Annotated in this window: 18 protein-coding genes and 2 pseudogenes; 10 read left to right on the top strand and 10 right to left on the bottom strand. The window is 71.7% G+C overall.

Going from position 1 to position 21,187, the window contains the following annotated elements:
* Nucleotides 1–13: 13 nt before the first annotated feature.
* Nucleotides 14–2,536, bottom strand: a complete 2,523-nt coding sequence (locus tag ABWK59_RS24940; protein WP_354645099.1) for an FHA domain-containing protein — start codon at nucleotides 2,534–2,536, stop codon at nucleotides 14–16.
* Nucleotides 2,537–2,737: 201 nt separating this feature from the next.
* Between ABWK59_RS24940 and ABWK59_RS24935 the strand changes: the two are divergent.
* A pseudogene (locus tag ABWK59_RS24935) lies at nucleotides 2,738–3,559 on the top strand (ACT domain-containing protein); the annotation flags it as partial.
* A 388-nt stretch (nucleotides 3,560–3,947) separates the two neighbouring features.
* Nucleotides 3,948–4,385: pseudogene (locus ABWK59_RS24930) on the top strand (HAD family hydrolase); the annotation flags it as partial.
* 50 nt (nucleotides 4,386–4,435) lie between these two features.
* Here the strand turns inward: ABWK59_RS24930 and ABWK59_RS24925 are convergent.
* The 3 genes from ABWK59_RS24925 to ABWK59_RS24915 form a co-directional block, all read right to left on the bottom strand.
* Nucleotides 4,436–4,963 (bottom strand): SixA phosphatase family protein, encoded by a 528-nt coding sequence (locus tag ABWK59_RS24925; protein WP_354642846.1) that lies wholly within the window; start codon nucleotides 4,961–4,963, stop codon nucleotides 4,436–4,438.
* Nucleotides 4,964–5,064: 101 nt separating this feature from the next.
* On the bottom strand, nucleotides 5,065–5,187 hold the full coding sequence (locus ABWK59_RS24920) for an SGM_5486 family transporter-associated protein (RefSeq protein ID WP_354642845.1): 123 nt from the start codon (nucleotides 5,185–5,187) through the stop codon (nucleotides 5,065–5,067).
* Between the two features lie 10 nt (nucleotides 5,188–5,197).
* Entirely contained in the window at nucleotides 5,198–6,454 is a 1,257-nt protein-coding gene (locus ABWK59_RS24915) for an MFS transporter (RefSeq protein WP_354642844.1), read from the bottom strand.
* Between the two features lie 78 nt (nucleotides 6,455–6,532).
* Between ABWK59_RS24915 and ABWK59_RS24910 the strand changes: the two genes are divergently transcribed.
* The gene (locus ABWK59_RS24910; protein WP_354642843.1) at nucleotides 6,533–7,198 is read left to right on the top strand and encodes a FadR/GntR family transcriptional regulator; all 666 of its coding nucleotides are present in this window, start codon (nucleotides 6,533–6,535) and stop codon (nucleotides 7,196–7,198) included.
* 123 nt (nucleotides 7,199–7,321) lie between these two features.
* Here ABWK59_RS24910 and fabI read toward each other — a convergent pair whose 3' ends face one another.
* Both fabI and fabG read right to left on the bottom strand, forming a co-directional pair.
* Complete coding sequence (gene fabI, locus ABWK59_RS24905; RefSeq protein ID WP_354642842.1) at nucleotides 7,322–8,089, bottom strand: enoyl-ACP reductase FabI; 768 nt, start codon at nucleotides 8,087–8,089, stop codon at nucleotides 7,322–7,324.
* Between the two features lie 2 nt (nucleotides 8,090–8,091).
* Complete coding sequence (gene fabG / locus ABWK59_RS24900; protein WP_354642841.1) at nucleotides 8,092–8,811, bottom strand: 3-oxoacyl-[acyl-carrier-protein] reductase; 720 nt, start codon at nucleotides 8,809–8,811, stop codon at nucleotides 8,092–8,094.
* 306 nt (nucleotides 8,812–9,117) lie between these two features.
* Here fabG and ABWK59_RS24895 point away from each other — a divergent pair, with 306 nt between their 5' ends.
* The 7 genes from ABWK59_RS24895 to ABWK59_RS24865 all read left to right on the top strand — a co-directional run bounded on the left by ABWK59_RS24895 (nucleotide 9,118) and on the right by ABWK59_RS24865 (nucleotide 16,741).
* Nucleotides 9,118–10,257 (top strand): MBL fold metallo-hydrolase, encoded by a 1,140-nt coding sequence (locus ABWK59_RS24895; RefSeq protein WP_354642840.1) that lies wholly within the window; start codon nucleotides 9,118–9,120, stop codon nucleotides 10,255–10,257.
* A 126-nt stretch (nucleotides 10,258–10,383) separates the two neighbouring features.
* A complete protein-coding gene (locus ABWK59_RS24890) occupies nucleotides 10,384–12,009 on the top strand; it encodes a serine/threonine-protein kinase (RefSeq protein WP_354642839.1) in 1,626 nt (541 codons plus the stop codon).
* Nucleotides 12,010–12,181: 172 nt separating this feature from the next.
* Entirely contained in the window at nucleotides 12,182–13,708 is a 1,527-nt protein-coding gene (locus ABWK59_RS24885) for a TldD/PmbA family protein (protein ID WP_354642838.1), read from the top strand.
* On the top strand, nucleotides 13,708–15,105 hold the full coding sequence (locus tag ABWK59_RS24880; RefSeq protein WP_354642837.1) for a metallopeptidase TldD-related protein: 1,398 nt from the start codon (nucleotides 13,708–13,710) through the stop codon (nucleotides 15,103–15,105). Before ABWK59_RS24885 ends, ABWK59_RS24880 begins: the two co-directional genes overlap by 1 nt.
* Nucleotides 15,106–15,176: 71 nt before the next feature.
* Nucleotides 15,177–15,731: an RNA 2'-phosphotransferase gene (locus ABWK59_RS24875; protein ID WP_354642836.1), complete on the top strand. Its 555-nt coding sequence runs from the start codon at nucleotides 15,177–15,179 to the stop codon at nucleotides 15,729–15,731.
* A 193-nt stretch (nucleotides 15,732–15,924) separates the two neighbouring features.
* The gene (locus ABWK59_RS24870) at nucleotides 15,925–16,272 is read left to right on the top strand and encodes a DUF3099 domain-containing protein (RefSeq protein WP_354642835.1); all 348 of its coding nucleotides are present in this window, start codon (nucleotides 15,925–15,927) and stop codon (nucleotides 16,270–16,272) included.
* A 229-nt stretch (nucleotides 16,273–16,501) separates the two neighbouring features.
* The gene (locus ABWK59_RS24865; protein ID WP_354642834.1) at nucleotides 16,502–16,741 is read left to right on the top strand and encodes a hypothetical protein; all 240 of its coding nucleotides are present in this window, start codon (nucleotides 16,502–16,504) and stop codon (nucleotides 16,739–16,741) included.
* Between the two features lie 24 nt (nucleotides 16,742–16,765).
* Here the strand turns inward: ABWK59_RS24865 and moaA are convergent, their stop codons facing one another.
* The 4 genes from moaA to ABWK59_RS24845 all read right to left on the bottom strand — a co-directional run bounded on the left by moaA (nucleotide 16,766) and on the right by ABWK59_RS24845 (nucleotide 21,057).
* Nucleotides 16,766–17,755 carry a GTP 3',8-cyclase MoaA gene (gene moaA, locus ABWK59_RS24860; protein ID WP_354642833.1) on the bottom strand — a complete coding sequence of 330 codons (990 nt, stop codon included), beginning with the start codon at nucleotides 17,753–17,755 and terminating at the stop codon, nucleotides 16,766–16,768.
* Nucleotides 17,756–17,858: 103 nt separating this feature from the next.
* Nucleotides 17,859–19,484, bottom strand: a complete 1,626-nt coding sequence (locus tag ABWK59_RS24855) for a cation acetate symporter (RefSeq protein ID WP_354642832.1) — start codon at nucleotides 19,482–19,484, stop codon at nucleotides 17,859–17,861.
* Nucleotides 19,481–19,816, bottom strand: coding sequence for a DUF485 domain-containing protein (locus tag ABWK59_RS24850; protein WP_354642831.1), 336 nt, complete (start codon nucleotides 19,814–19,816; stop codon nucleotides 19,481–19,483). Before ABWK59_RS24850 ends, ABWK59_RS24855 begins: the two co-directional genes overlap by 4 nt.
* Nucleotides 19,817–20,013: 197 nt before the next feature.
* The gene (locus ABWK59_RS24845; RefSeq protein WP_354642830.1) at nucleotides 20,014–21,057 is read right to left on the bottom strand and encodes a zinc-dependent alcohol dehydrogenase family protein; all 1,044 of its coding nucleotides are present in this window, start codon (nucleotides 21,055–21,057) and stop codon (nucleotides 20,014–20,016) included.
* Nucleotides 21,058–21,187: the final 130 nt, after the last annotated feature.

Below are 21,187 nucleotides of genomic sequence, written 5' to 3'. Positions count from 1 at the left end.
CGGGCTCCGGGCGTCAGCCCTCCTGCATCACCTCGGGCTCGTGGCGGCGCAGCAGCCGCTCGACCAGGAAGGCGAGGCCGGTGGAGATGACGATCAGGACCAGCCAGTTGAGGATCAGGATCCCGATGCTGTGGTCCCAGAGCGCATCGATCAGCGGCTGGCGGTTGTCGTCGAACGCGACCGGGGAGACGTGCGCCAGGTCGAGGGTGTTGCCGGCGGCGGCGACGCCCCAGCGGGCGGGCATCAGCCAGGCGAACTGCTCCAGGCCGGGCTTGTCGAACAGCTGGAAGATCGCACCGGTGAACACCATCTGGACGATGGCGAACATCACCAGCAGCGGCATGGTCTTCTCGGCGGTCTTCACCAGGGCCGAGATGGCCAGGCCGACCATCATCGAGACGAAGCTCAGCAGGATGACGCCGATGGTCATCTCCACCGCGGGGGCGGAGGTGAAGATCAGGCCCTCGGCGGGCAGGGTACGGGCGGCGAAGGCGACGGCGGAGATGACCGCGCCCTGGACGAAGCTGACCGCGCCGAGCACGATGATCTTCGACATCAGGTAGGCGGAGCGGGACAGGCCGGTGGCCCGTTCCCGTTCGTAGATCGCCCGTTCCTTGATCAGTTCTCGGACGGAGTTGGCCGAGCCGGAGAGGCAGGCGCTGAAGGCGACCACCATGAGGATCAGCCGGGCGTAGTCGTTGCGGCCGCTCTGCCCGCAGGCGACCAGGCCGCAGCCCTTGTCGGGGATGACCATGGAGACCGCGCCGAGGATGAGCGGCAGCAGCAGGGACAGCAGCATGAAGCCCTTGTCGGAGGCGATCACCGCGAGGTAGCGGCTGATCAGCGTCCACAGCTGGGAGCCCCAGCTCTGCGGCTTCGGCGGGCGGACCTGGTCGCGCGGCACGCTCGCGGCGGCCTGCTGGACCGGGGCGTCCACGTCGGCGGAGTACTGCCGGTAGTGCACCGAGCCGCGGTAGCGGCCGGCCCAGTCGTGGTCGGGGTAGTTCTCGAAGGCCTGGAAGACGTCGGCCCAGGTCTCGTAGCCGAAGAAGTGCAGGGCCTCCGACGGCGGGCCGAAGTACGCCACCGAGCCGCCCGGGGCCATCACCAGCAGCCGGTCGCAGAGCGCGAGTTCGGCGACCGAGTGGGTGACCACGAGGACCGTGCGGCCGTCGTCGGCGAGGCCGCGCAGGGTCTGCATGACCTCGCGGTCCATGCCCGGGTCGAGGCCGGAGGTGGGCTCGTCCAGGAAGATCAGCGAGGGCTTGGTGAGCAGCTCCAGGGCGACCGAGACGCGCTTCTGCTGGCCGCCGGAGAGGGCGGTGATCCGGTTGTCGGCCCGTTTGTCCAGGCGCAGCTCGTACAGCACCTCGTCGATCCGGCGCTCGCGCTCGGCGGCCTCGGTGTCGCCGGGGAAGCGCAGCCGGGCCGCGTACTTGAGGCCGGTGCGGACGGTGAGTTCCTTGTGCAGGATCTCGGACTGCGGGACCAGGCCGATCCGGGAGCGGAGCTCGGCGAACTGCTTGTAGAGGTTGCGGCCGTCGTACAGCACCTCGCCGCGGTCGGCGGGGCGGTAGCCGGTGAGGGCGCGCAGCAGGGTGGACTTGCCGGAGCCGGACGGGCCGATCACGGCGACCAGGGACTTCTCCGGGACGGCGAAGCTGACGTCGTTGAGCAGGACCTTCTTGCCGCCCTTGAAGTCGACCTCGACGGTCAGGTGGTGGGCGGAGAAGGTGACCTCGCCGGTGTCGACGAACTCCTGCAGCTGGTCGCCGACCAGCACGAAGGAGGAGTGGCCGACGGTGAGGCGGTCCTGCGGGCCCATCAGCTGGCGCTGGACCGGCTGGCCGTTGAGGAAGATCCCGTTGTGGCTGCCGAGGTCGACGATCTCCCAGCGGCCGTCCGCCAGTTGGCGCAGCTCGGCGTGGTGGCGGGAGACCTGGAGGTCGGAGACCACGATGTCGTTGTCGAGGGCGCGGCCGATCCGGATGGTGCGCATGCCCGCCGTGAGGCTGCGGACCATGGTCGGGTTGCCCATGCCGGGCACCGGGGTCGCGTTGACCGGCTGGTGGCCCTGGTGGACCGGCTGCGGCGCCGGGGTGTCCCACTGCTGGAACACGGGCGGCTGGGCGGCCGGGCCGGGCTCCTGGCGGAACGCGCCGGCGGGCGCCCGGCTGGTGGTGGCCTCGTGGATGCCCACCTGCTGCTCGGGCACCGCCGCCGCCGGGGCGGCGGGCGCGGCGGCCGGGGCGGAGAAGGCGAGCCGCGGTCCGTTCTGCGCGTTGCCGAGGTGGACGACGGCGCCCGGGTACAGCTGGGTACTCTGGGTACGGACTCCGCCGGCGAAGCTGCCGTTGGTGGAACCGTGGTCGTCCAGCTGCCAGTTGGCGCCGTTGAACGAGATCGTGGCGTGCCGCCACGAGACCCGGGCGTCGTCGAACGGGAAGTCCGCGTTCGGGTCGCGTCCGATGGTGTAGGCCCGGCCCGGATCGAGGACCCGCTGCTGCCCGCTGACGTCTACTACGAGTTGCGGCACTCCGCCCGCCCCGCTCTCCGGTCCCCCGATGATCCTGATATGACGGGGGGAATCATTCCAGCCTCGCGGCCGTACTCGAAAGTCGGGCCCGCGGACTGTGACCAGGCGGCAACACATCGCTGAATCGCTGGTGACGGCGGTGTCCCAGCGGGCGGACGGGTGGCGTCGACCCGGCCCGGGGCCGGTAGCGTGGGGGACACCATGAATGGATATGTTCCGGCCGCCGAGCCCCTCCCCGCCCCGCAGCCACGGACCTCCGGCGACGAGCGCACCCTGCTGGTCAAGGTGTTCGGCAAGGACCGGCCCGGCATCACCGCCGGCCTGTTCGCCACGCTCGGCGCGTTCGGCGTCGACGTGATCGACATCGAGCAAGTGGTCACCCGTGGCCGGATAACGCTGTGCGCCCTGGTCACTCCCCCGGCCGTACCGGGAGCGGAGGGCGCGCTGCGGTCCACCGTGCACCGCTGGGCGGAGGACCTCAAGCTCCAGGCGGAGATCATCTCCGGCATCGGCGACAACCGCCCCCGCCGGGAGGGCCGCTCGCACGTCACCGTGCTCGGTCACCCGCTGACCGCCACCGCCGTGGCCGCGCTGACCGGCCGGGTCTCCGAGGCGGGCGGCAACATCGACCGTGTCTTCCGGCTCGCCAAGTACCCGGTGACCGCGGTGGAGCTGGCGGTGTCGGGTGTGGCCACCGAGGAGCTGCGCGCCGTGCTGGCCCCCGAGGCCGCGGCCCAGCTGGTGGACATCGCGGTCGTCCCGGCCGGCCTGCACCGCCGGGCCAAGCGCCTGGTGGTGATGGACGTGGACTCCACGCTGATCCAGGACGAGGTGATCGAGCTCTTCGCCGCCCACGCCGGCTGCGAGGAGAAGGTCGCCGAGGTCACCGCCGCCGCGATGCGGGGCGAGCTGGACTTCGCCGAGTCGCTGCGGGCCCGGGTGGCGCTGCTGGCGGGCCTGGACGCCACGGTCACAGAGAAGGTCCGCACCGAGGTCCGGCTGACCCCGGGGGCCCGGACGCTTTTTTTTTTTTTTTTTTTTTTTTTTTTTTTTTTTTTTTTTTTTTTTTTTTTTTTTTTTTTTTTTTTTTTTTTTTTTTTTTTTTTTTTTTTTTTTTTTTTTTTTTTTTTTTTTTTTTTTTTTTTTTTTTTTTTTTTTTTTTTTTTTTTTTTTTTTTTTTTTTTTTTTTTTTTTTTTTTTTTTTTTTTTTTTTTTTTTTTTTTTTTTTTTTTTTTTTTTTTTTTTTTTTTTTTTTTTTTTTTTTTTTTTTTTTTTTTTTTTTTTTTTTTTTTTTTTTTTTTTTTTTTTTTTTTTTTTTTTTTTTTTTTTTTTTTTTTTTTTTTTTTTTTTTTTTTTTTTTTTTTTTTTTTTTTTTTTTTTTTTTTTTTTTTTTTTTTTTTTTTTTTTTTTTATCCGCACCCTGAAGCGGCTGGGCTACCAGGTCGGCATCGTCTCCGGCGGGTTCACCCAGGTCACCGACCACCTGGTGGAGCTGCTCGGGCTGGACTTCGCCGCCGCCAACACCCTGGAGGTGGTGGACGGCAGGTTCACCGGACGGGTGACCGGCGAGATCGTGGACCGCGCGGGCAAGGCGCGCTGGCTGGCCCGGTTCGCCGAGCAGGCGCAGGTGCCGGTGGCGCAGACGGTGGCGATCGGCGACGGCGCCAACGACCTGGACATGCTGAACGCGGCCGGGATCGGCGTGGCGTTCAACGCCAAGCCGGTGGTCCGCGAGGCCGCAGACACGGCGGTCAACGTGCCGTTCCTGGACACCGTGCTGTACCTGCTGGGGATCACCCGCGAGGAGGTCGAGGCGGCCGACGAGCTGGACGGTACCCCGACCGACTGACAGCGGGCACCAGGGGCGTGGGGAGCCCGCGCCCCTGGTGGTCCTCCGGGTTACTCGGGGAGGCTGTGGAAGGTGTCCAGCCGCGCGACGCCCGGTTCGACGCCCTTCCACGGTCCGCCGAAGCTGAGCACCGCGATGGCCGCCGTCGGGAACCCGCCGAGCCGCAGCTGGTTGAGCGCCTCCCGGTCGCCCTCGTCCCCGGCGAGCACCTGGGTCAGCCCGAGCACCCCGGGGTTGTGGCCGACCAGCAGGACGTCGCTGTGATCCTCCGGGGTCTCCTGGAGGACCTCGATGATCTGGCCGGGGCTGGCCTCGTAGACCCGCTCCTCGTAGGCCGTCTTCCGCGGGCGCTTGGGCAGCTCGTGGGCGACCAGCTTCCACGTCTCCCGGGTGCGCAGGGAGGTGGAACAGAGCACGTAGTCGGGGTTGATGCCGGAGTCCGCCAGCCAGCGGCCGGCGTCGGCGGCCTGGAGCCGGCCGCGGTCGGCGAGCGGCCGCTCGTGGTCGGCCACCTGGTTGGGCCAGTCGGCCCTCGCGTGACGGAGAACGATGATCCTTCGGGGCATGTCGGCGCTCATACCCCCAGAGCTTTGCAGAAAATCACCCTCCGGGCGCGGCCTCGGGATCACCGCCACCCGCAGGGGTGCGGCCGGTCGCCGCACGCCCCCGGTGTGCGGGGTCAGCCCAGGTTCTGGGCGACGGAGGCGACGATGCCCACCAGCACCACGATGCCGGCGATCACGCCGAGCAGCTGGAGCAGCTTCTTGCGGCCGTCCTGGGGGTTCGGTTCGAGAACTGGCATGGCATGAACCCTAACGGACGGCCTCGTCCTCGATGTGCCGGGCCAGGCCCGCGCGCAGGCCGACCAGGATCTGCGGCACCAGCAGCAGGGCCAGGAAGGCCAGCGGCACCGTCCAGCCGCCGGTGGACTGGTACAGGCCGCCGATGACGATCGGGCCCGGGACGGAGATCAGGTAGCCGAGGCTCTGGGCGAAGGCGGAGAGCTGGGTGACCCCGCCGGGGGTGCGGGCGCGCAGGCCGAGCATGGTGAGGGCGAGCGGGAAGGCGCACATCGACAGGCCGACCAGGCCGGCCCACAGCCAGGGTGCGGTACCGGCGGCGAACAGCAGGCCGGTGAAGCCGGCGATGCCGCACAGGCCCAGCACCACCACGAAGATCCGCTGGTCGCCCCGGCGGGCGGCGAGGTTCGGCAGCACGAAGGAGGCGGGGACGCTGACCGCCATCACCTCGGCCAGCAGCACCCCGGAGGCGCCGGCCGAGACCCCGGCGTCCTGGTAGATCTTGGGCAGCCAGCCCATCGCGGCGTACGCGCTGGTGGACTGCAGGCCGAAGAACAGCGCCAGCGCCCACGCGGTACGGCTGCGCAGGATCGGCAGCCTGGCGGCGGCCCGGGCAGCGGCCGTGGCGGAGGAGCGCTCGCGGCGCAGGAACAGCGTGACCAGCCACAGGACCGCGGCGGCCGCGGCGAGCAGGCCCCAGGCGCCGAGGCCGAGCCGCCAGTTCCCGCCGAGCGCGCCGGTCAGCGGCACGGTGGCGGCGGCCGCGGCGGAGGTGCCGACCGAGAGGGCCATCGAGTAGAGGCCGATCATCGGGCCGACCCGCTGCGGGAAGTACCGCTTGATCACCACCGGCAGCAGCACGTTGGCGACCGCCACCCCGGCCAGCGCCACCGCGGTGAGCAGCAGGAAGACGGCGGTGGAGCCGGTGAAGGAGCGGGCCAGCACACCGAGCGCGATGGCCCCCATGCCGGCGGCGACCACCGCGATCGGCCCGATCCGCCGGGCCAGCGCCGGGGCGGCGATGCCGAAGACGGCGAAGCAGAGCGCCGGTACGGCGGTCAGCAGGCCGGCGACGGCGGCGCTCATCCCGAGGTCGGTCCGGACGCTGTCGAGTACCGGTCCGAGGCTGGTGACCACCGGGCGCAGGTTGAGCGCGGCGGCCACGACGGCGACCACCAGCAGGGCGCCCAGCGCCTTGGGGGCGCGGGCGGCCGGGGCCGGTGGGACGTCGGTGCGGAGGGTGGTGGCGGGTTCCGCTGCGGTAGACATAGGAGCCATCATAGAATCATGGGATGAATTGGCGCACCTCGGTATCCTGATCGTGTCCACCGAGAAGCTAGGAGTCCCATGGCGCTGTCGAGCACCCGCCGCACCCCGCTCTCCGATCAGGTGATCGCGCAGCTGCGGGCCCAGATCACCTCGGGCGAGTGGCCGGTCGGCTCGCGCATCCCCACCGAGGCCGAGCTGGTCGAGCAGCTGGGGGTCGCCCGGAACACCGTCCGCGAGGCCGTCCGGGCCCTGGCCCACAACGGGCTGCTGGACATCCGGCAGGGCTCGGGCACGTACGTGCTCGCCACCAGCGAGCTGGCCGGGGTGATGCACCGCCGCTTCGCGGACGCCGACCAGGACCAGGTGGCCGAGCTCCGCGCCACCCTGGAGACCTCCGCCGCGGGCCTCGCCGCCGTCCGGCGCACCGAGCGGGACCTGGAGCTGCTGGAGGCCGCGCTGGCCCGGCGGGAGCGGGCGTGGGAGTCCGGCGACGCCGAGGACTTCGTCCAGGCGGACGCCGCGTTCCACCAGGCCGTGGTGGCGGCCGCCCACAACGACGTACTGGCCGAGGTCTACGCGGACCTCGGCGAGGTGACCCGCGCCCACCTGCGGCACGACGTCGGCCCGGAACTGATCGCCGACCGGTACATCGGCCACGACGGCATCCTCGACGCCATCCGCACCCGCGACGCCGCCCGCGCCTCCGTCGAGGCGGGCCGCGCCATCGGCGCCTGCAACGACTGACCGAAGGCGACCGGGCTACCGGGCAACCACAAGGGGCGCGGGGAACTGCGCGAAGTCGGAAGAGTGCAACGTGTGCCCTCCCGCTTCGCGCAGTCCCCCGCGCCCCTGGGTCGACCGGGGCCGTCAGGCCCCGATCGCGTGCAGGCCGCCGTCGACGTGGACGATCTCGCCGGTGGTCTTCGGGAACCAGTCCGACAGCAGCGCGACGACGCCGCGGCCGGCCGGCTCCGGGTCGGAGAGGTCCCACTTCAGCGGCGAGCGGTGGTTCCAGGTGTCGGCCAGCTCGCCGAAGCCCGGGATGGACTTGGCGGCCATCGAGCCGATCGGACCGGCCGAGATCAGGTTGCAGCGGATGTTCCGCTCACCGAGGTAGCGCGCCAGGTAGCGGTTGGTGGACTCCAGCGCCGCCTTGGCGGGGCCCATCCAGTCGTACTGCGGCCAGGCGTACTGCGCGTCGAAGGTCAGGCCGACCACCGAGCCGCCGTCCTGCATCAGCGGGAGCAGCGCCATGGTCAGCGACTTCAGCGAGAACGCGGAGACCTGCATCGCGGTGGCGACCGACTCCCACGGGGTGTCGAGGAAGTTGCCGCCCAGCGCGTCCTGCGGCGCGAAGCCGATGGAGTGGACGATGCCGTCCAGGGTGGGCAGGTGCTCGCGGACCTGGTCGGCGATGCCGGCCAGCTGCTCCTCGCTGGAGACGTCCAGCTCCAGGACCTTGACGGGCTTCGGCAGCTTCTTGGCGATGCGCTCGGTGAGGCTGGGCCGCGGGAAGGCGGTGAGGATGATCTCCGCGCCCTGCTCCTGGGCCAGCTTCGCGGTGTGGAAGGCGATGGACGACTCCATCAGCACACCGGTGATCAGAATGCGCTTGCCCTCGAGGATTCCACTCATGATCAGTGACCCATGCCCAATCCGCCGTCCACGGGAATGACGGCTCCGGTGATGTATGCGGCCTCGTCGGAGGAGAGGAAGCGCACGGCCGAGGCGATCTCGGCGGGGGCGGCGTAGCGGCCGAGCGGCACGCCGGCGACGATCTCCGCGCGGCGCTCGTCACTGAGCACGGCGGTCATGTCGGTGTCGACGAAGCCGGGGGCGACCACGTTGACGGTGATGTTGCGGGAGCCGAGCTCTCGGGCCAGCGAGCGGGCGAAGCCCACCAGGCCGGCCTTGGAGGCGGCGTAGTTGACCTGGCCGGGCGAGCCGGTGAGGCCGACGACCGAGGAGATCAGCACGATCCGGCCCTTGCGGGCCCGAAGCATCTTCGCGGAGGCGCGCTTGACCACCCGGAAGGTGCCGGTCAGGTTGGTGTCCAGGACGGAGGTGAAGTCCTCCTCGGACATCCGGAGCAGCAGGGTGTCCTTGGTGATGCCGGCGTTGGCGACCAGGACCTCGACCGGGCCGTGCGCGGCCTCGATCTCGGTGAACGCCCGGTCGACCTGCTCGGCGTCGGTGATGTCGGCGCGGACCGCGATCACGTCGTACTTCGCCAGCTCCGCCGGGACCTCGCCCGAGCGGCTGGTGATGGCGACCTTGTCGCCGTTCTCGGCGAACGCCTGGGCGATCGCGAGGCCGATGCCCCGGTTGCCTCCGGTGACCAGAACCGAGCGGCTCAACGGTCCCACCTTTCTCCTCATTGGCCGGTGGCCCGGTGGTCAGTGCCGTCCGGGCCGCGTCCGCGTACGGCACACGCGTACGCAGTGTGACGCTATCGGTCCGGCGCGGACTGCGGCGAATAGGGCTCCGACAGGTCCGCCACCTGGGAACTGTCGCATTCCGACAATGCGGGCACGGAGCACCGAACCGCCGGAAGCGCGGCTCGCGGCGGGAACAACCGGGCCGGTCCCGGCCGTTGCCCCGTGGGCCGGGCGGCTGCCGCAGCCGTGCCCGGCGGGAGATCGGATCGAGACCGCGGAGCACGTATGAAGAAGGCGCACATGGGCGGCCGGCGGACCCGGCTGCTGGCCCTGACGGCGCTGGCGACCGCGGCCGGTGCCGCCGCCTGGTCGCTGCGGGACGTCCCGGCCGCGTTCGGCCGCCGGCCCGACGGCTCCCGGGAGGAGCGGATCCGGAACTCCCCGCAGTTCCGCGACGGGGTGTTCCACAACGCACCCTCCGAGCTGGCCTTCCCGGCGCCGAGCGGCCCGGGCCTGGACACCGTGCGCCGGATGCTGTTCGAGCGCACCGGGCGGGTGCCGAGCACGCCGGTGCCCACCGTCCGCCCGGCGTACGAGCCCGACCGGCCGGCCGCCGAGGGCGTGGAGATCGTCTGGTACGGGCACGCCTCGGCGCTGGTGGAGGTCGAGGGCAGCCGGGTGCTGCTGGACCCGATCTGGAGCGACCGCTGCTCGCCCTCCGCGCACCTGGGCCCGAAGCGACTGCACCCCGCGCCGGTGGAGCTGGAGGAGCTGCCCCGGGTGGACGCGGTGCTGATCTCACACGACCACTACGACCACCTGGACATGGCGACGGTGAAGCGGCTGGTCGAGCTGCAGTCGGCGCCGTTCGCGGTGCCGCTGGGCATCGGCGGCCACCTGCGCCGCTGGGGCGTGCCCGAGCACCGGATCATCGAGCTGGACTGGGACGAGACCTGCACGCTCGGCGACCTCACGCTGACCCTGACCTCGGCGCACCACTTCTCCGGCCGCGGCACCACCCGCAACACCACCCTCTGGGGTTCCTGGGTGATCGCCGGCCCGGACCGCAGGGTCTACTACACCGGCGACTCCGGGTACTTCGAGGGCTACGCGAGGATCGGCGAGCAGCACGGCCCGTTCGACGCGGCGCTGGTGCAGATCGGCGCGTACGACGAGGCGTGGGCGGACATCCACATGACCCCGGAGGACGCGGTCCGGGCGCATCTGGACCTGAAGGCCGGGCTGCTGGTGCCGGTCCACTGGTGCACCTTCAACCTGGGCCTGCACCCGTGGTCGGAGCCGATCGAGCGGCTCCTCGCCGAGGCCAAGGCGCAGGCGGTCCCGCTGGTCGTCCCCCGCCCCGGCGAGCGGGTGGACGTCGACGCCCCCACCGCCCCGGACGGCTGGTGGGAGACGATCGCCTGACACCCCCGGGCGGTACGGCAGGTGCTCCCCGGACCGGGCCCGGCGTGGCCCGACCCACCGTCACCCGCGGTCACCACGGGCACCCGGGGTGACGTCCCGGGTGCCGAACCGTCAAGATGGTGCGCCATGGACGACTTCGGGGGAAGCGGAAGGGCGGCCGTCGCGCCGGGCACGCTGCTGGCCGGCCGGTACCGGCTGGAGGAGCGGCTCGGCCGCGGCGGCATGGGGACCGTCTGGCGGGCGGTGGACGAGCGGATGCGGCGCCCGGTGGCGCTCAAGGAGCCGTCCCCGCCCGCCGGGGTCGACCAGCGCTCGCTGGAGGAGTTCTACCGCCGGCTGGAGCGGGAGGCGCAGGCCGCGGCCCGGCTGCGGCACCCGAACGTGGTCCGGGTGCACGACATCGAGACCGTCGACGGCCTGCCCTGGCTGGTGATGGAGCTGATCGAGGGCGAGAGCCTGGAGTCCTGGCTGTCGGCGGGCACGGCCACGGTGGCGGAGGTCGCCGCGATGGGCCGGGCGCTGTGCGGGGCGCTGGCCGAGGTGCACGCCGCCGGGGTGGTGCACCGGGACGTGAAGCCGGCCAACATCATGCGCACCCCGTCCGGGGAGGTCGTCCTCACCGACTTCGGCATCGCCCGGGTGGAGGGCTCCACCGACCTGACCCGGACCGGGATGGTGGTCGGCTCGGTGCCGTACCTCTCCCCCGAGCGCGCCGGCGGGCTGCGGCCCGGGCCGGCCGACGACATGTGGGCGCTCGGCCTGGTGCTGTACGAGGCGCTGGAGGGGGTGCACCCGTACCGGCGGCAGTCCACCCAGGGCACCCTGCTGGCGATCGTCCAGGACCCGCTGCCGGCGCCGCGCCGGGCGGGGGCGCTGGCCGGGCCGGTGATGGCCCTGCTGGAGCGGGACCCGGAGCGCCGGCCGACCGCCGCCCGGGCGGCGGAGCTGTTCGTTCCCGAGCCGGCCGCCGAGCCGACCCCGACCGAGCCCACCACCCCGCTGCCCCCGGGCGAACCGCCCGCCGACACGCCCGCGACGGTCCGGCTCCGCCCGACGGCGGCACCGGCGGAGCCCGCCGAGTCCGCGGAGCCTCCGGCGCCGGAGCCGGCCCGGAAGGGCTCGTCCTGGCTGCTCCCCGTCGTCGCCGGCCTGGCCGTCCTCGCGATCGGCGGCACCGCCGGCTGGCTGGTGCTGCGGCCGGACGGGGCGCCGTCGCCGACCAGCGTGCCGGCCGGGTACTCGGGCCACCGGGTGTCCGCGCTGGGCCTGGGCATCGCCGTCCCCGACGCCTTCTCCATCCGGCAGGGGGTGAAGGAGGTCAACTTCGCCAGCCCCGACAACCGGGTCCAGATCCGGATCAAGGACGAGGGCAAGGCCGCGAAGTCCGCGACGGAGTACGCCCAGGAGCGGCTCCGCGCGGTGAAGGCCGGCCGCGGCACCTTCTGCAACGCCAAGGAGCCGGACGAGTTCCACGTCCAGGTGGTGCACGAGCCGCAGTCGGTGGTGCACGGCGGGGACGTGGAGGCCGCCGAGATCGAGTACGCGTACAGCACCCGGGCCGAGGACGACTACCCCTGTCTGAGCAACCCGCCGGCCAACGAGGCGATGGAGCAGTTCATGGTCCGCGACGGCCGGGTGCTGCACCTCACCGTCCGGTTCGTCCGGCACCACGGCGACAAGGCGGGCCCCGACCCGTCCGCCGACAACCAGAAGCTGTACGGGCTGGTCGACCGGTCGCTCAACCTCGGCTGACCCGGCGGCGGACGGGCGGCGGCGGACGGGCGGCGGCGGACGGGCCGCTGTGGCCGGTGCGCCGGCGCCGTGGGAGGGCTGACACGCCGACGGCAAATCCCCTGGCCCCCAAGGCGGTGGACGGGCAATGATGCGATCGGACACACCTGCCCGATCCGACCCAGGGAGCCCGATGCCGACGCCACCCGTCGATCCGCTGTTCCTCGCCTACCCGCTGCGCGCGCTCGCCGACGCCGCCCTCACCCGGGCCCGCGAACTGGGCGTCGCGCACGCGGACTTCCGCCTGGAGCGGGTCCGCAGCGCCTCCTGGCGGCTGCGCGACGCCAGGCTGTCGAGCAGCGCGGACACCGTTCAACTGGGCTTCGCCGTCCGGGTGCTGCTGGACGGCGCATGGGGCTTCGCGGCCGGCGTGGACCTGACCGCGCAGGCCGCCGCCCGGGTCGCCGAGCAGGCGGTCGCGGTGGCCCGGCTCTCCGGCGGGATCAGCCGCGCCGCTGGGTCCACGGACCTGGTGGAGCTGGCCGAGGAGCCGGTCTACCCGGACACCACCTGGGTCTCCTCCTACGAGGTCAACCCGTTCGAGGTGCCGGACGCCGAGAAGACCGCGCTGCTCGCCGACTGGAGCAGCCGGCTGCTGGCCGCCGAGGGCGTCTCGCACGTCCAGGCCGCCCTGCTGACCGTGCAGGAGAACAAGTTCTACGCCGACACCGCCGGCACCACCACCACCCAGCAGCGCGTCCGGCTGCACCCGTGGCTGGAGGCCACCTCGGTGGACGAGCGGACCGGCGCCTTCGACTCGATGCGCACCATCGCCCCGCCGGTCGGCCGGGGCTGGGAGTACCTGCGCGGCACCGGCTGGGACTGGGACGCCGAACTGGCCGAACTCCCCACCCTGCTGGCCGAGAAGATGAAGGCCCCGAGCGTCGAGGCCGGCAGCTACGACCTGGTGATCGACCCGTCCAACCTGTGGCTGACCATCCACGAGTCGATCGGCCACGCCACCGAGCTGGACCGGGCGCTGGGCTACGAGGCCGCGTACGCCGGCACCTCCTTCGCCACCTTCGACAAGCTCGGCAGCCTGGCGTACGGCTCCGAGCTGATGCACGTCACCGGCGACCGCACCGCCGAGCACGGCCTGGCCACCATCGGGTACGACGACGAGGGCGTGGCGACCCAGGCCTGGGACCTGGTCAAGGACGGCACCCTGGTCGGCTACCAGCTCGACCGCCGGATGGCGAAGCTCAAGGGCCTCGGCCGGTCCAACGGCTGCGCCTTCGCCGACTCCCCCGGGCACGTCCCGGTGCAGCGGATGGCCAACGTCTCGCTGCAGCCGGTCGCCGGCGGCCCGGACACCGACGGGCTGGTCTCCCAGGTGGAGAACGGCCTGTACATCGTCGGCGACCGCTCCTGGTCGATCGACATGCAGCGCTACAACTTCCAGTTCACCGGCCAGCGCGCCTTCGCGATCCGGAACGGCCGGCTGGCCGGCCAGGTCAAGGACTTCGCGTACCAGGCCACCACCACCGACTTCTGGGGCTCGATGAGCGCCGTCGGCGGCCCGCAGACCTACGTGCTCGGCGGCGCCTTCAACTGCGGCAAGGCCCAGCCGGGCCAGATCGCGGCGGTCAGCCACGGCTGCCCGTCCGCGCTGTTCCGCAACGTCAACGTGCTCAACACCCAGCAGGAGGCGGGTCACTGATGCCCCAGATCCACCCCCACGAACTGGTCGAGCGGGCACTGGAGTTCTCCACCGCGGACGGCTGCGTGGTGATCGCCGACGAGGAGTCCACCGCCAACCTGCGCTGGGCCGGCAACGGCCTGACCACCAACGGCGTCACCCGCGGCCGCAAGCTCACCGTGATCTCCACGGTGGACGGCGGGCAGGGCACCGCCTCCGGCGTGGTCGCCCGCGAGGCGGTCACCCTGGACGAGGTGGAGAGCCTGGTCCGCGCCGCCGAGGCCGCCGCCCGCGAGGCCGGCCCGGCCGAGGACGCGCAGCCGCTGGTCTCCGGCGGCCCGGTCGCCAAGGACTTCACCGAGCCCCCGGCCGAGACCTCGATCGACGTGTTCACCCGCTTCGCCCCCGCCCTCGGCGAGGCCTTCGGCCGGGCCCGCGCCGCCGGCGAGCTGCTGTACGGCTTCGCCCGGCACGAGCTCACCAGCAGCTACCTCGGCACCTCCACCGGCATCCGGCTGCGCCACGACCAGCCCACCGGCTCGGTGGAGCTGAACGCCAAGACCGCCGACCTCACCGGCTCCGCCTGGGCGGGCGCCGCCACCGCGGACTTCACCGACGTGGACGTCACCGCCCTGCACGACTCGCTCACCAGGCGGCTGGCCTGGGGCCGCCGCCGGGTGGACCTGCCGGCCGGCCGGTACGAGGCCCTGCTGCCGCCCTCGGCCGTCGCCGACCTCCTGGTGTACCTCACCTGGTCGGCCGGCGCCCGGGACGCCTTCGAGGGCCGCTCGGTGTTCTCCAAGGCCGGCGGCGGCACCCGGGTCGGCGAGAAGCTCAGCCCGCTGCCGCTGACCCTGCGCTCCGACCCGGCCGAGCCCGGGCTGCACGCGGCGCCGTTCGTCATGGCCCGCTCCTCCGGCGAGAACACCTCGGTGTTCGACAACGGCCTGCCGATCGCCCCGACCGACTGGATCCGCGACGGCGCGCTGGCCAACCTGCTCAGCACCCGCCACTCGGCCGGCCTGTCCGGCCTCCCGGTCACCCCCGAGGTCGACAACCTGGTGCTCGAGACGGCCGACCAGGCCGCCGCCCCCACCCTGGACGAGATGATCGCCCGCACCGAGCGCGGCCTGCTGCTCACCTGCCTCTGGTACATCCGCGAGGTGGACCCGGCCACCCTGCTGCTCACCGGCCTGACCCGGGACGGCGTCTACCTGGTGGAGAACGGCGAGGTGGTGGGCGCGGCCAACAACTTCCGGTTCAACGAGTCCCCGGTGGACCTGCTGGGCCGGATCACCGAGGTCGGCCGCACCGAGCGCTGCCTGCCCCGCGAGTGGGGCGACTGGTTCACCCGGGCGGCGATGCCGCCGGTCCGGGTGCCGGACTTCAACATGAGCTCGGTCAGTCAGGCCTCCTGACCCCGCGCTCTCCGGCCTCCCCCGCCCCACGGCGGGGGAGGCCGTCGCACACAGAGCCGGAGAATCGAGAAGTGGACGAGAAGCGGACCGTCAAGGTCTCCAAGATGCTCGCCCGGATCCTGCGGCACGACCCCGGCCGGATCGGGATCGTCCTGGACGGGGCCGGCTGGGTGCCGGTCGACACCCTGCTCGGGGCGCTGGCCGCCAAGGGCAACCCGCTGACCCGCGCCGAGCTTGACCACGTGGTGGCCACCAACAACAAGCGCCGGTTCGCCTACTCCGGGGACGGGAGCTCGATCCGGGCCAGCCAGGGCCACACCGTCGAGGTGGACCTCGGGCTGCCGCCGGCCACCCCGCCCGCCGTGCTCTACCACGGCACCACCGGACGGGTGCTGGGGGCGATCTTCGACGAGGGGCTGCGCCCGATGGCCCGCCGCGACGTGCACCTGTCCGCGGACACCGAGACCGCCGTCCGGGTGGGCTCCCGGCACGGCCGTCCGGTGGTGCTGGTGGTCGACGCGGCCGCGATGGCCGCCGCGGGCCACGAGTTCCGGGTCAGCGCCAACGGCGTCTGGCTGACCTCGGACGTCCCCGCCCGCTTCCTCACCGTGTCCGCCGGAGCCTGAACCCCGCCCGCCGGAGCCCGAACCCCGACGCCGGAGCCCGCCGGCACCCGAACCGTGCCCGCCGGAACCCGGCCGTCCGCCGGCGCCCGATCCGGCGACCCGCCCGCCCCGCACTCCCCGGGCCCGGTAAGACGGCGTACCGTGGGGAGGCAGCCCGGGCCAGGGGTGCGGGCACGGACGAGGGCGGTTGGACATGCGCAAGAGCTCCGGGAGCGAGGTCTTCCGAATCACCGGCGCCCGGACCAGTCTCAGCGAGGACGTCCGGGGCCGGCAGCGGCGCTACGTGATCTCGATGCTGGTCCGTACGGTCTGCGTGCTGCTCGCCGTGGTCCTCTGGGACGTCCAGCGCATCCTCGCCTTCGCCGCGCTCGGCGGCGCCGTGCTGCTGCCGTACTTCGCCGTGGTGATCGCCAACGCCGGCCGGGAGCGCGCCCCGGGCCTGCCGAGCACCTTCGACCTGCCGCCGGAGACCCCACTGATGCTGGGGCCGGGCGGCACCGGTGGGGGCGGCCGCGCGCCCGAGTCCTCGAACCAGGACTGACGCGCCCTCAACACCCCGCCCGTTCTGTCCGTTTATGGCGCCTTATGCCTGGCGGAAACCTCAGAACAAGCTCAAATTAATCATGAAAGAGCTGGCTTTTCGGGGGTCCCGGCGTGCCATACTTCATTAGCGCTTCGCATCCCCCGTCGGAGCGACAGACCGACGCCGGGCAGCTCCCCCCGTGGCTGCCCGGCGTCGTCATGCCCGGCGGCACGTAGGATCAAGCCCCATGGACACCCCCTCGCACCCCCTGTTCGGCGCGGACGGCCCCGACACCCCGATCTGCTCGGGCAAGGGCTGCCGCCAGCCGGCCGTGTGGGTCCTGGTGTGGAACAACCCGAAGCTGCACACGCCGGACCGCCGGAAGACCTGGCTGGCCTGCGAGGACCACCGCGAGCCGCTGTCCCAGTTCCTCGGCGTCCGCGGCTTCCTGAAGGACGTCGTCCCCTTCGCGGAGTTCACCGGCTGAGAGGTACCCCCTGCGGAACCCCGCTCAGCCGCCGATGGCGGACATCGGCCGGTCCGGCTGCAGGAACGACGGGTCGTCGATGCCGGCGCCGGCCTTCTTGCCCCACATCGCCTTCCGCCACAGCTCGCCGATCTCGGCGTCGCTGCCGCCGTCCCGCAGGGCACCCCGCAGGTCGGTCTCGTCGGTGGCGAACAGGCAGTTGCGGATCTGGCCGTCGGCGGTGAGCCGGGTGCGGTCGCAGGCCCGGCAGAACGGCCGGGTGACCGAGGCGATCACGCCGACCCTCCCCGGGCCGCCGTCCACCAGCCAGCGCTCGGCGGGGGCGGCGCCGCGGGCGGTTGAGGGCTCGGGGGTGAGCGTGAACCGGCGGCGCAGGAGTTCCAGGATCTCCTCGGCGGTGACCATCTGCGAGCGGTCCCAGCCGTGCTGCGCGTCCAGTGGCATCTGCTCGATGAAGCGCAGTTCGTAGCCGTGGTCCAGGCACCAGCCGAGCAGGTCGGCGGCCTCGTGGTCGTTGACGCCGCGCATCAGGACGGCGTTCAGCTTGACCGGGGTGAGCCCGGCCTCCTCGGCGGCGGCGAGCCCGGCGAGGACGTCCTGGTGCCGGCGCCGGCGGGTGAGGGTGAAGAAGGTGTCCTCGTCCAGGGTGTCCAGCGAGACGTTGACCCGGTCCAGGCCGGCCTCGCGGAGCGCCCCGGCGGTCCTGGCCAGGCCGATCCCGTTGGTGGTGAGCGAGAGCTCGGGTCTGGGCTCCAGACCGGCACAGGCGGCGACGATCCCGACCAGTCCGGGCCGCAGCAGCGGCTCGCCGCCGGTGAAGCGGACCTCGGTGACGCCCAGGTCGCGGACGGCGATGCCCACCAGCCGGACGATCTCCTCGTCGGTGAGCAGGTCGGGCTTGGCCAGCCACTGCAGGCCCTCCTCGGGCATGCAGTAGGTGCAGCGCAGGTTGCACCGGTCGGTGAGTGAGACGCGCAGGTCCACGGCCTGTCGGCCGTAGGTGTCGAGCAGCATCCGCGGCCCCTGTCCGGTACGAGTCGAAAGCCGGCCCGATCCACCGTACGGGCGGGTCGGGCCAGCTTAGCGATCGCGTCCCGGGATGCGGGCCGCGGTCCGGCTAGTGGGCGCCCAGCCCGGTCAGCGAGCGGACCTCCAGTTCAGCGTACTTCGCGGGGTCGGCCTTCTCGGAGGAGAGCAGGGTGCCGATCCAGCCGGCGAGGAAGCCGATCGGGATGGAGACCAGGCCGGGGTTCTCCAGCGGGAACCAGTGGAAGTCGCTGTGCGGGAGGAGCGAGGTGGGCTTGCCGGAGACCACGGTGGAGAAGACCACCAGCAGCACCGAGCTGGTCAGGCCCGCGTAGACCGAGCTGACCGCGCCCGCGGTGGTGAAGCGCTTCCAGAACAGCGAGTACAGCAGGGTGGGCAGGTTCGCCGAGGCGGCCACCGCGAAGGCCAGGGCGACCAGGGCGGCGGTGTTCAGCTTGTCGGCGAACAGGGCGAGGCCGATGGAGAGGGCGCCGATGGCGACGGCGGCCAGCTTGGCCGAGCGGACCTCCTCCTTCTCGGTGGCCTTGCCGCGCCGGATGACGTTGGCCCACAGGTCGTGGGCGAAGCTGGCCGAGGAGGCCAGGGTGAGTCCGGCGACCACGGCGAGGATGGTGGCGAAGGCCACCGCGGAGATCACCGCGAGCAGGGCGGCGCCGCCGGTGGTCCCGGCGCCGCCGCCGAGTTCCTCGGCGAGCAGCGGGGCGGCGGTGTTGCCGGCCGCGTTGGAGGCCTTGATGGTCTTGGGTCCGACCAGGGCGGCGGCGCCGAAGCCGAGGGCCAGGGTCATCAGGTAGAAGCCGCCGATGATGCCGATCGCCCAGAGCACGGACTTCCGGGCGGCCCTGGCGGTGGGCACGGTGTAGAAGCGGACCAGGATGTGCGGCAGGCCGGCGGTGCCGAGGACCAGGGCGATGCCGAGGCTGAGGAAGTCCAGCTTGCTGGTGCCGGTGGCGCCGTACTTGAGGCCGGGTTCCAGGAAGGCGGCGCCCTTGCCGCTGGCCTCGGCGGCGGCGCCGAGCAGCTCGGAGGGGTTGAAGTGGAACCGGGCGAGCACCAGGACGGTCATCAGGGCGGTGCCGGCGATCAGCAGGACCGCCTTGACGATCTGCACCCAGGTCGTGCCCTTCATGCCGCCGACGGCGACGTAGACGACCATCAGGGCGCCGACCGCGACGATGGTCCAGCGCTTGGGGCCGTCGCCGCTGACGCCGAGCAGCAGGGCGACCAGCGAGCCGGCGCCGACCATCTGGGCGAGCAGGTAGAAGATCGACACCACGATGGTGGAGACCCCGGCGGCGGTGCGGACCGGGCGCTGGCGCATCCGGAAGGCCAGCACGTCGGCCATGGTGTAGCGGCCGGAGTTGCGCAGCGGTTCGGCGACCAGGAGCAGCGCCACCAGCCAGGCGACCAGGAAGCCGATCGAGTAGAGGAAGCCGTCGTAGCCGAACAGCGCGATGGCGCCGGCGATGCCGAGGAAGGAGGCGGCGGACATGTAGTCGCCGGAGATGGCGAGGCCGTTCTGGAAGCCGGTGAAGCCGCGGCCGCCGGCGTAGAAGTCGGCGGCGTCCTTGGTCTGCCGGCCGGCCCAGACGGTGATGCCCAGGGTGGCGAGGACGAAGAGGCCGAACAGCGAGAGGGTCAGCACCCGGTGCTGGCCGGCGGAGCCGGCGGCGAGGGCGGTGGCGAGGGGGCTCATGCGGCGGTCTCCCGGGTGGCGCGGTCGCGGATGTCGGCGGCCGGCGGGTCGAGCTTGCGGCCGGCGTACCGGGCGTACCAGGCGGCGATGGCGAAGGTGCTGACGAACTGCAGGATCCCGAGCACCAGCGCCATGTTGATGTGGCCGGCCACCTGGACGGCCATGAAGCCGGGGGCGTAGCAGGAGAGCAGCACGTAGAGCAGGTACCAGAGGATGAACCCGGCGGTCACCGGGAAGGCGAACCCTCGGAAGGAGCTGCGCAGGGAGCGGAACTCGGCACTGTCCTCGATGTGTTGGAGCTGTTCGGGGGCGGTCTGGGGTGGGCTGTCCACGCGGCGTCTCCTGGGTGTGGGGTGCAACGGGCGGAACGAGCGGACGGGAGGGGCGTCACGGTCGGATCCCGCGCATGCTAGGTCCGATCCACCCGCCGGGAGAAGCGTGCGCGCACGATCTGGCCCGAACACACCAGCGGGACGGTCCGCTTGGGCGGACCGTCCCGCTGGTGACGGCGTGTCTGACAGGCGGTCGGTCAGAAGCTGATACGGACCTTCAGCGCGGCCCGGTTGTCCATCGCGCGGTAGCCCTCGGGCACGCCGTCCAGGCCGACCGTGCGGTCGAAGACCAGGCCGGGGTCGATCCGCCCGGAGAGCACGTCGGGCAGCAGCTCGGGGATGTACGCCCGGGCCGGGGCGACGCCGCCGTTCAGGGAGACGTTCCGGCCGAACATCTGGCCGATGTCCACGCCCGCGCTGCCGCCGTGCGGCACGCCGACGTAGCCCACCGCGCCGCCGTCGCGGGCGATGGAGATCGCGGTGCGCATCGACTCCTCGGTGCCGACCGCCTCCAGGACGGCGTGCGCGCCCTGACCGCCGGTCAGCTCCTTGATCTTCTCGATGGCGTCGTCGCCGCGCTCGGCCACCACGTCGGTGGCGCCGAACCGGCGGGCGATGTCGGTCCGGGCCTGGTGCCGGCCGAGCGCGATGATCCGCTCGGCGCCCAGCCGGGCCGCGGCCAGCACGCCGCACAGGCCCACCGCGCCGTCGCCGACCACGGCCACCGTGGAGCCCGGCCGCACCCGGGCGCTCACCGCGGCGTGGTGGCCGGTGGCCATCACGTCGGAGAGCGCGAGCAGGCCCGGCAGCAGCTTCTCGTCGCCGGCCGCCTCCTTGGGCAGCTGGACCAGGGTGCCGTCGGCGAACGGCACCCGGACCGCCTCGCCCTGGCCGCCGTCGGAACCGACCTGGCCCCAGAAGCCGCCGTGCGGGCAGGAGGTCTGCAGGCCCTCGCGGCAGTAGTCGCAGGTGCCGTCCGACCAGACGAACGGCGCCACCACCAGGTCGCCCGCACGGAACCCGGTCACCTCCGGGCCGACCTCCTCGACCACGCCGAGGAACTCGTGCCCGATCCGCTGGCCGGCCTCCCGCGACGCCACCCCGCGGTACGCCCACAGGTCGCTGCCGCAGATGCAGGCGTTCAGCACCCGCACCACGGCGTCGGTGGGCTGCTGGATCCGCGGGTCGGGCACCTCCTCGATCCGGATGTCGTTGGGGCCGTGGATCACGGTGGCGCGCATGGGGGGTTTCCTTCGCGGGGGTGCCGTCGGGGGTGGGACGGGCGGGGCGTGGCCGATCGGATGGTCGACCGGATGTACGACCACTCAATCGCCCACTCTATTCCGGGGTGTGACGCACGCCACCGTGCAG

Source organism: Kitasatospora sp. HUAS MG31 (genome assembly GCF_040571325.1).
Taxonomy (GTDB): Bacteria; Actinomycetota; Actinomycetes; order Streptomycetales; family Streptomycetaceae; genus Kitasatospora; species Kitasatospora camelliae.
Note: the sequence above shows the minus strand (reverse complement) of the source record. Positions and strands in the feature narration are given on the sequence as shown.

Excerpts from the sequence above, each read along its gene's own strand:
- ABWK59_RS24865 (WP_354642834.1), top strand. The coding sequence starts at position 16,502 with ATGGACACCCCCTCGCACCCCCTGTTCGGCGCGGACGGCCCCGACACC.
- ABWK59_RS24845 (WP_354642830.1), bottom strand. The coding sequence starts at position 21,057 with ATGCGCGCCACCGTGATCCACGGCCCCAACGACATCCGGATCGAGGAG.
- moaA (WP_354642833.1), bottom strand. The coding sequence starts at position 17,755 with ATGCTGCTCGACACCTACGGCCGACAGGCCGTGGACCTGCGCGTCTCA.
- ABWK59_RS24855 (WP_354642832.1), bottom strand. The coding sequence starts at position 19,484 with ATGAGCCCCCTCGCCACCGCCCTCGCCGCCGGCTCCGCCGGCCAGCAC.
- ABWK59_RS24870 (WP_354642835.1), top strand. The coding sequence starts at position 15,925 with ATGCGCAAGAGCTCCGGGAGCGAGGTCTTCCGAATCACCGGCGCCCGG.
- ABWK59_RS24915 (WP_354642844.1), bottom strand. The coding sequence starts at position 6,454 with ATGTCTACCGCAGCGGAACCCGCCACCACCCTCCGCACCGACGTCCCA.
- fabI (WP_354642842.1), bottom strand. The coding sequence starts at position 8,089 with ATGAGTGGAATCCTCGAGGGCAAGCGCATTCTGATCACCGGTGTGCTG.
- ABWK59_RS24920 (WP_354642845.1), bottom strand. The coding sequence starts at position 5,187 with ATGCCAGTTCTCGAACCGAACCCCCAGGACGGCCGCAAGAAGCTGCTC.
- ABWK59_RS24885 (WP_354642838.1), top strand. The coding sequence starts at position 12,182 with ATGCCGACGCCACCCGTCGATCCGCTGTTCCTCGCCTACCCGCTGCGC.
- ABWK59_RS24880 (WP_354642837.1), top strand. The coding sequence starts at position 13,708 with ATGCCCCAGATCCACCCCCACGAACTGGTCGAGCGGGCACTGGAGTTC.
- ABWK59_RS24895 (WP_354642840.1), top strand. The coding sequence starts at position 9,118 with ATGAAGAAGGCGCACATGGGCGGCCGGCGGACCCGGCTGCTGGCCCTG.
- ABWK59_RS24910 (WP_354642843.1), top strand. The coding sequence starts at position 6,533 with ATGGCGCTGTCGAGCACCCGCCGCACCCCGCTCTCCGATCAGGTGATC.
- ABWK59_RS24890 (WP_354642839.1), top strand. The coding sequence starts at position 10,384 with ATGGACGACTTCGGGGGAAGCGGAAGGGCGGCCGTCGCGCCGGGCACG.
- ABWK59_RS24925 (WP_354642846.1), bottom strand. The coding sequence starts at position 4,963 with ATGAGCGCCGACATGCCCCGAAGGATCATCGTTCTCCGTCACGCGAGG.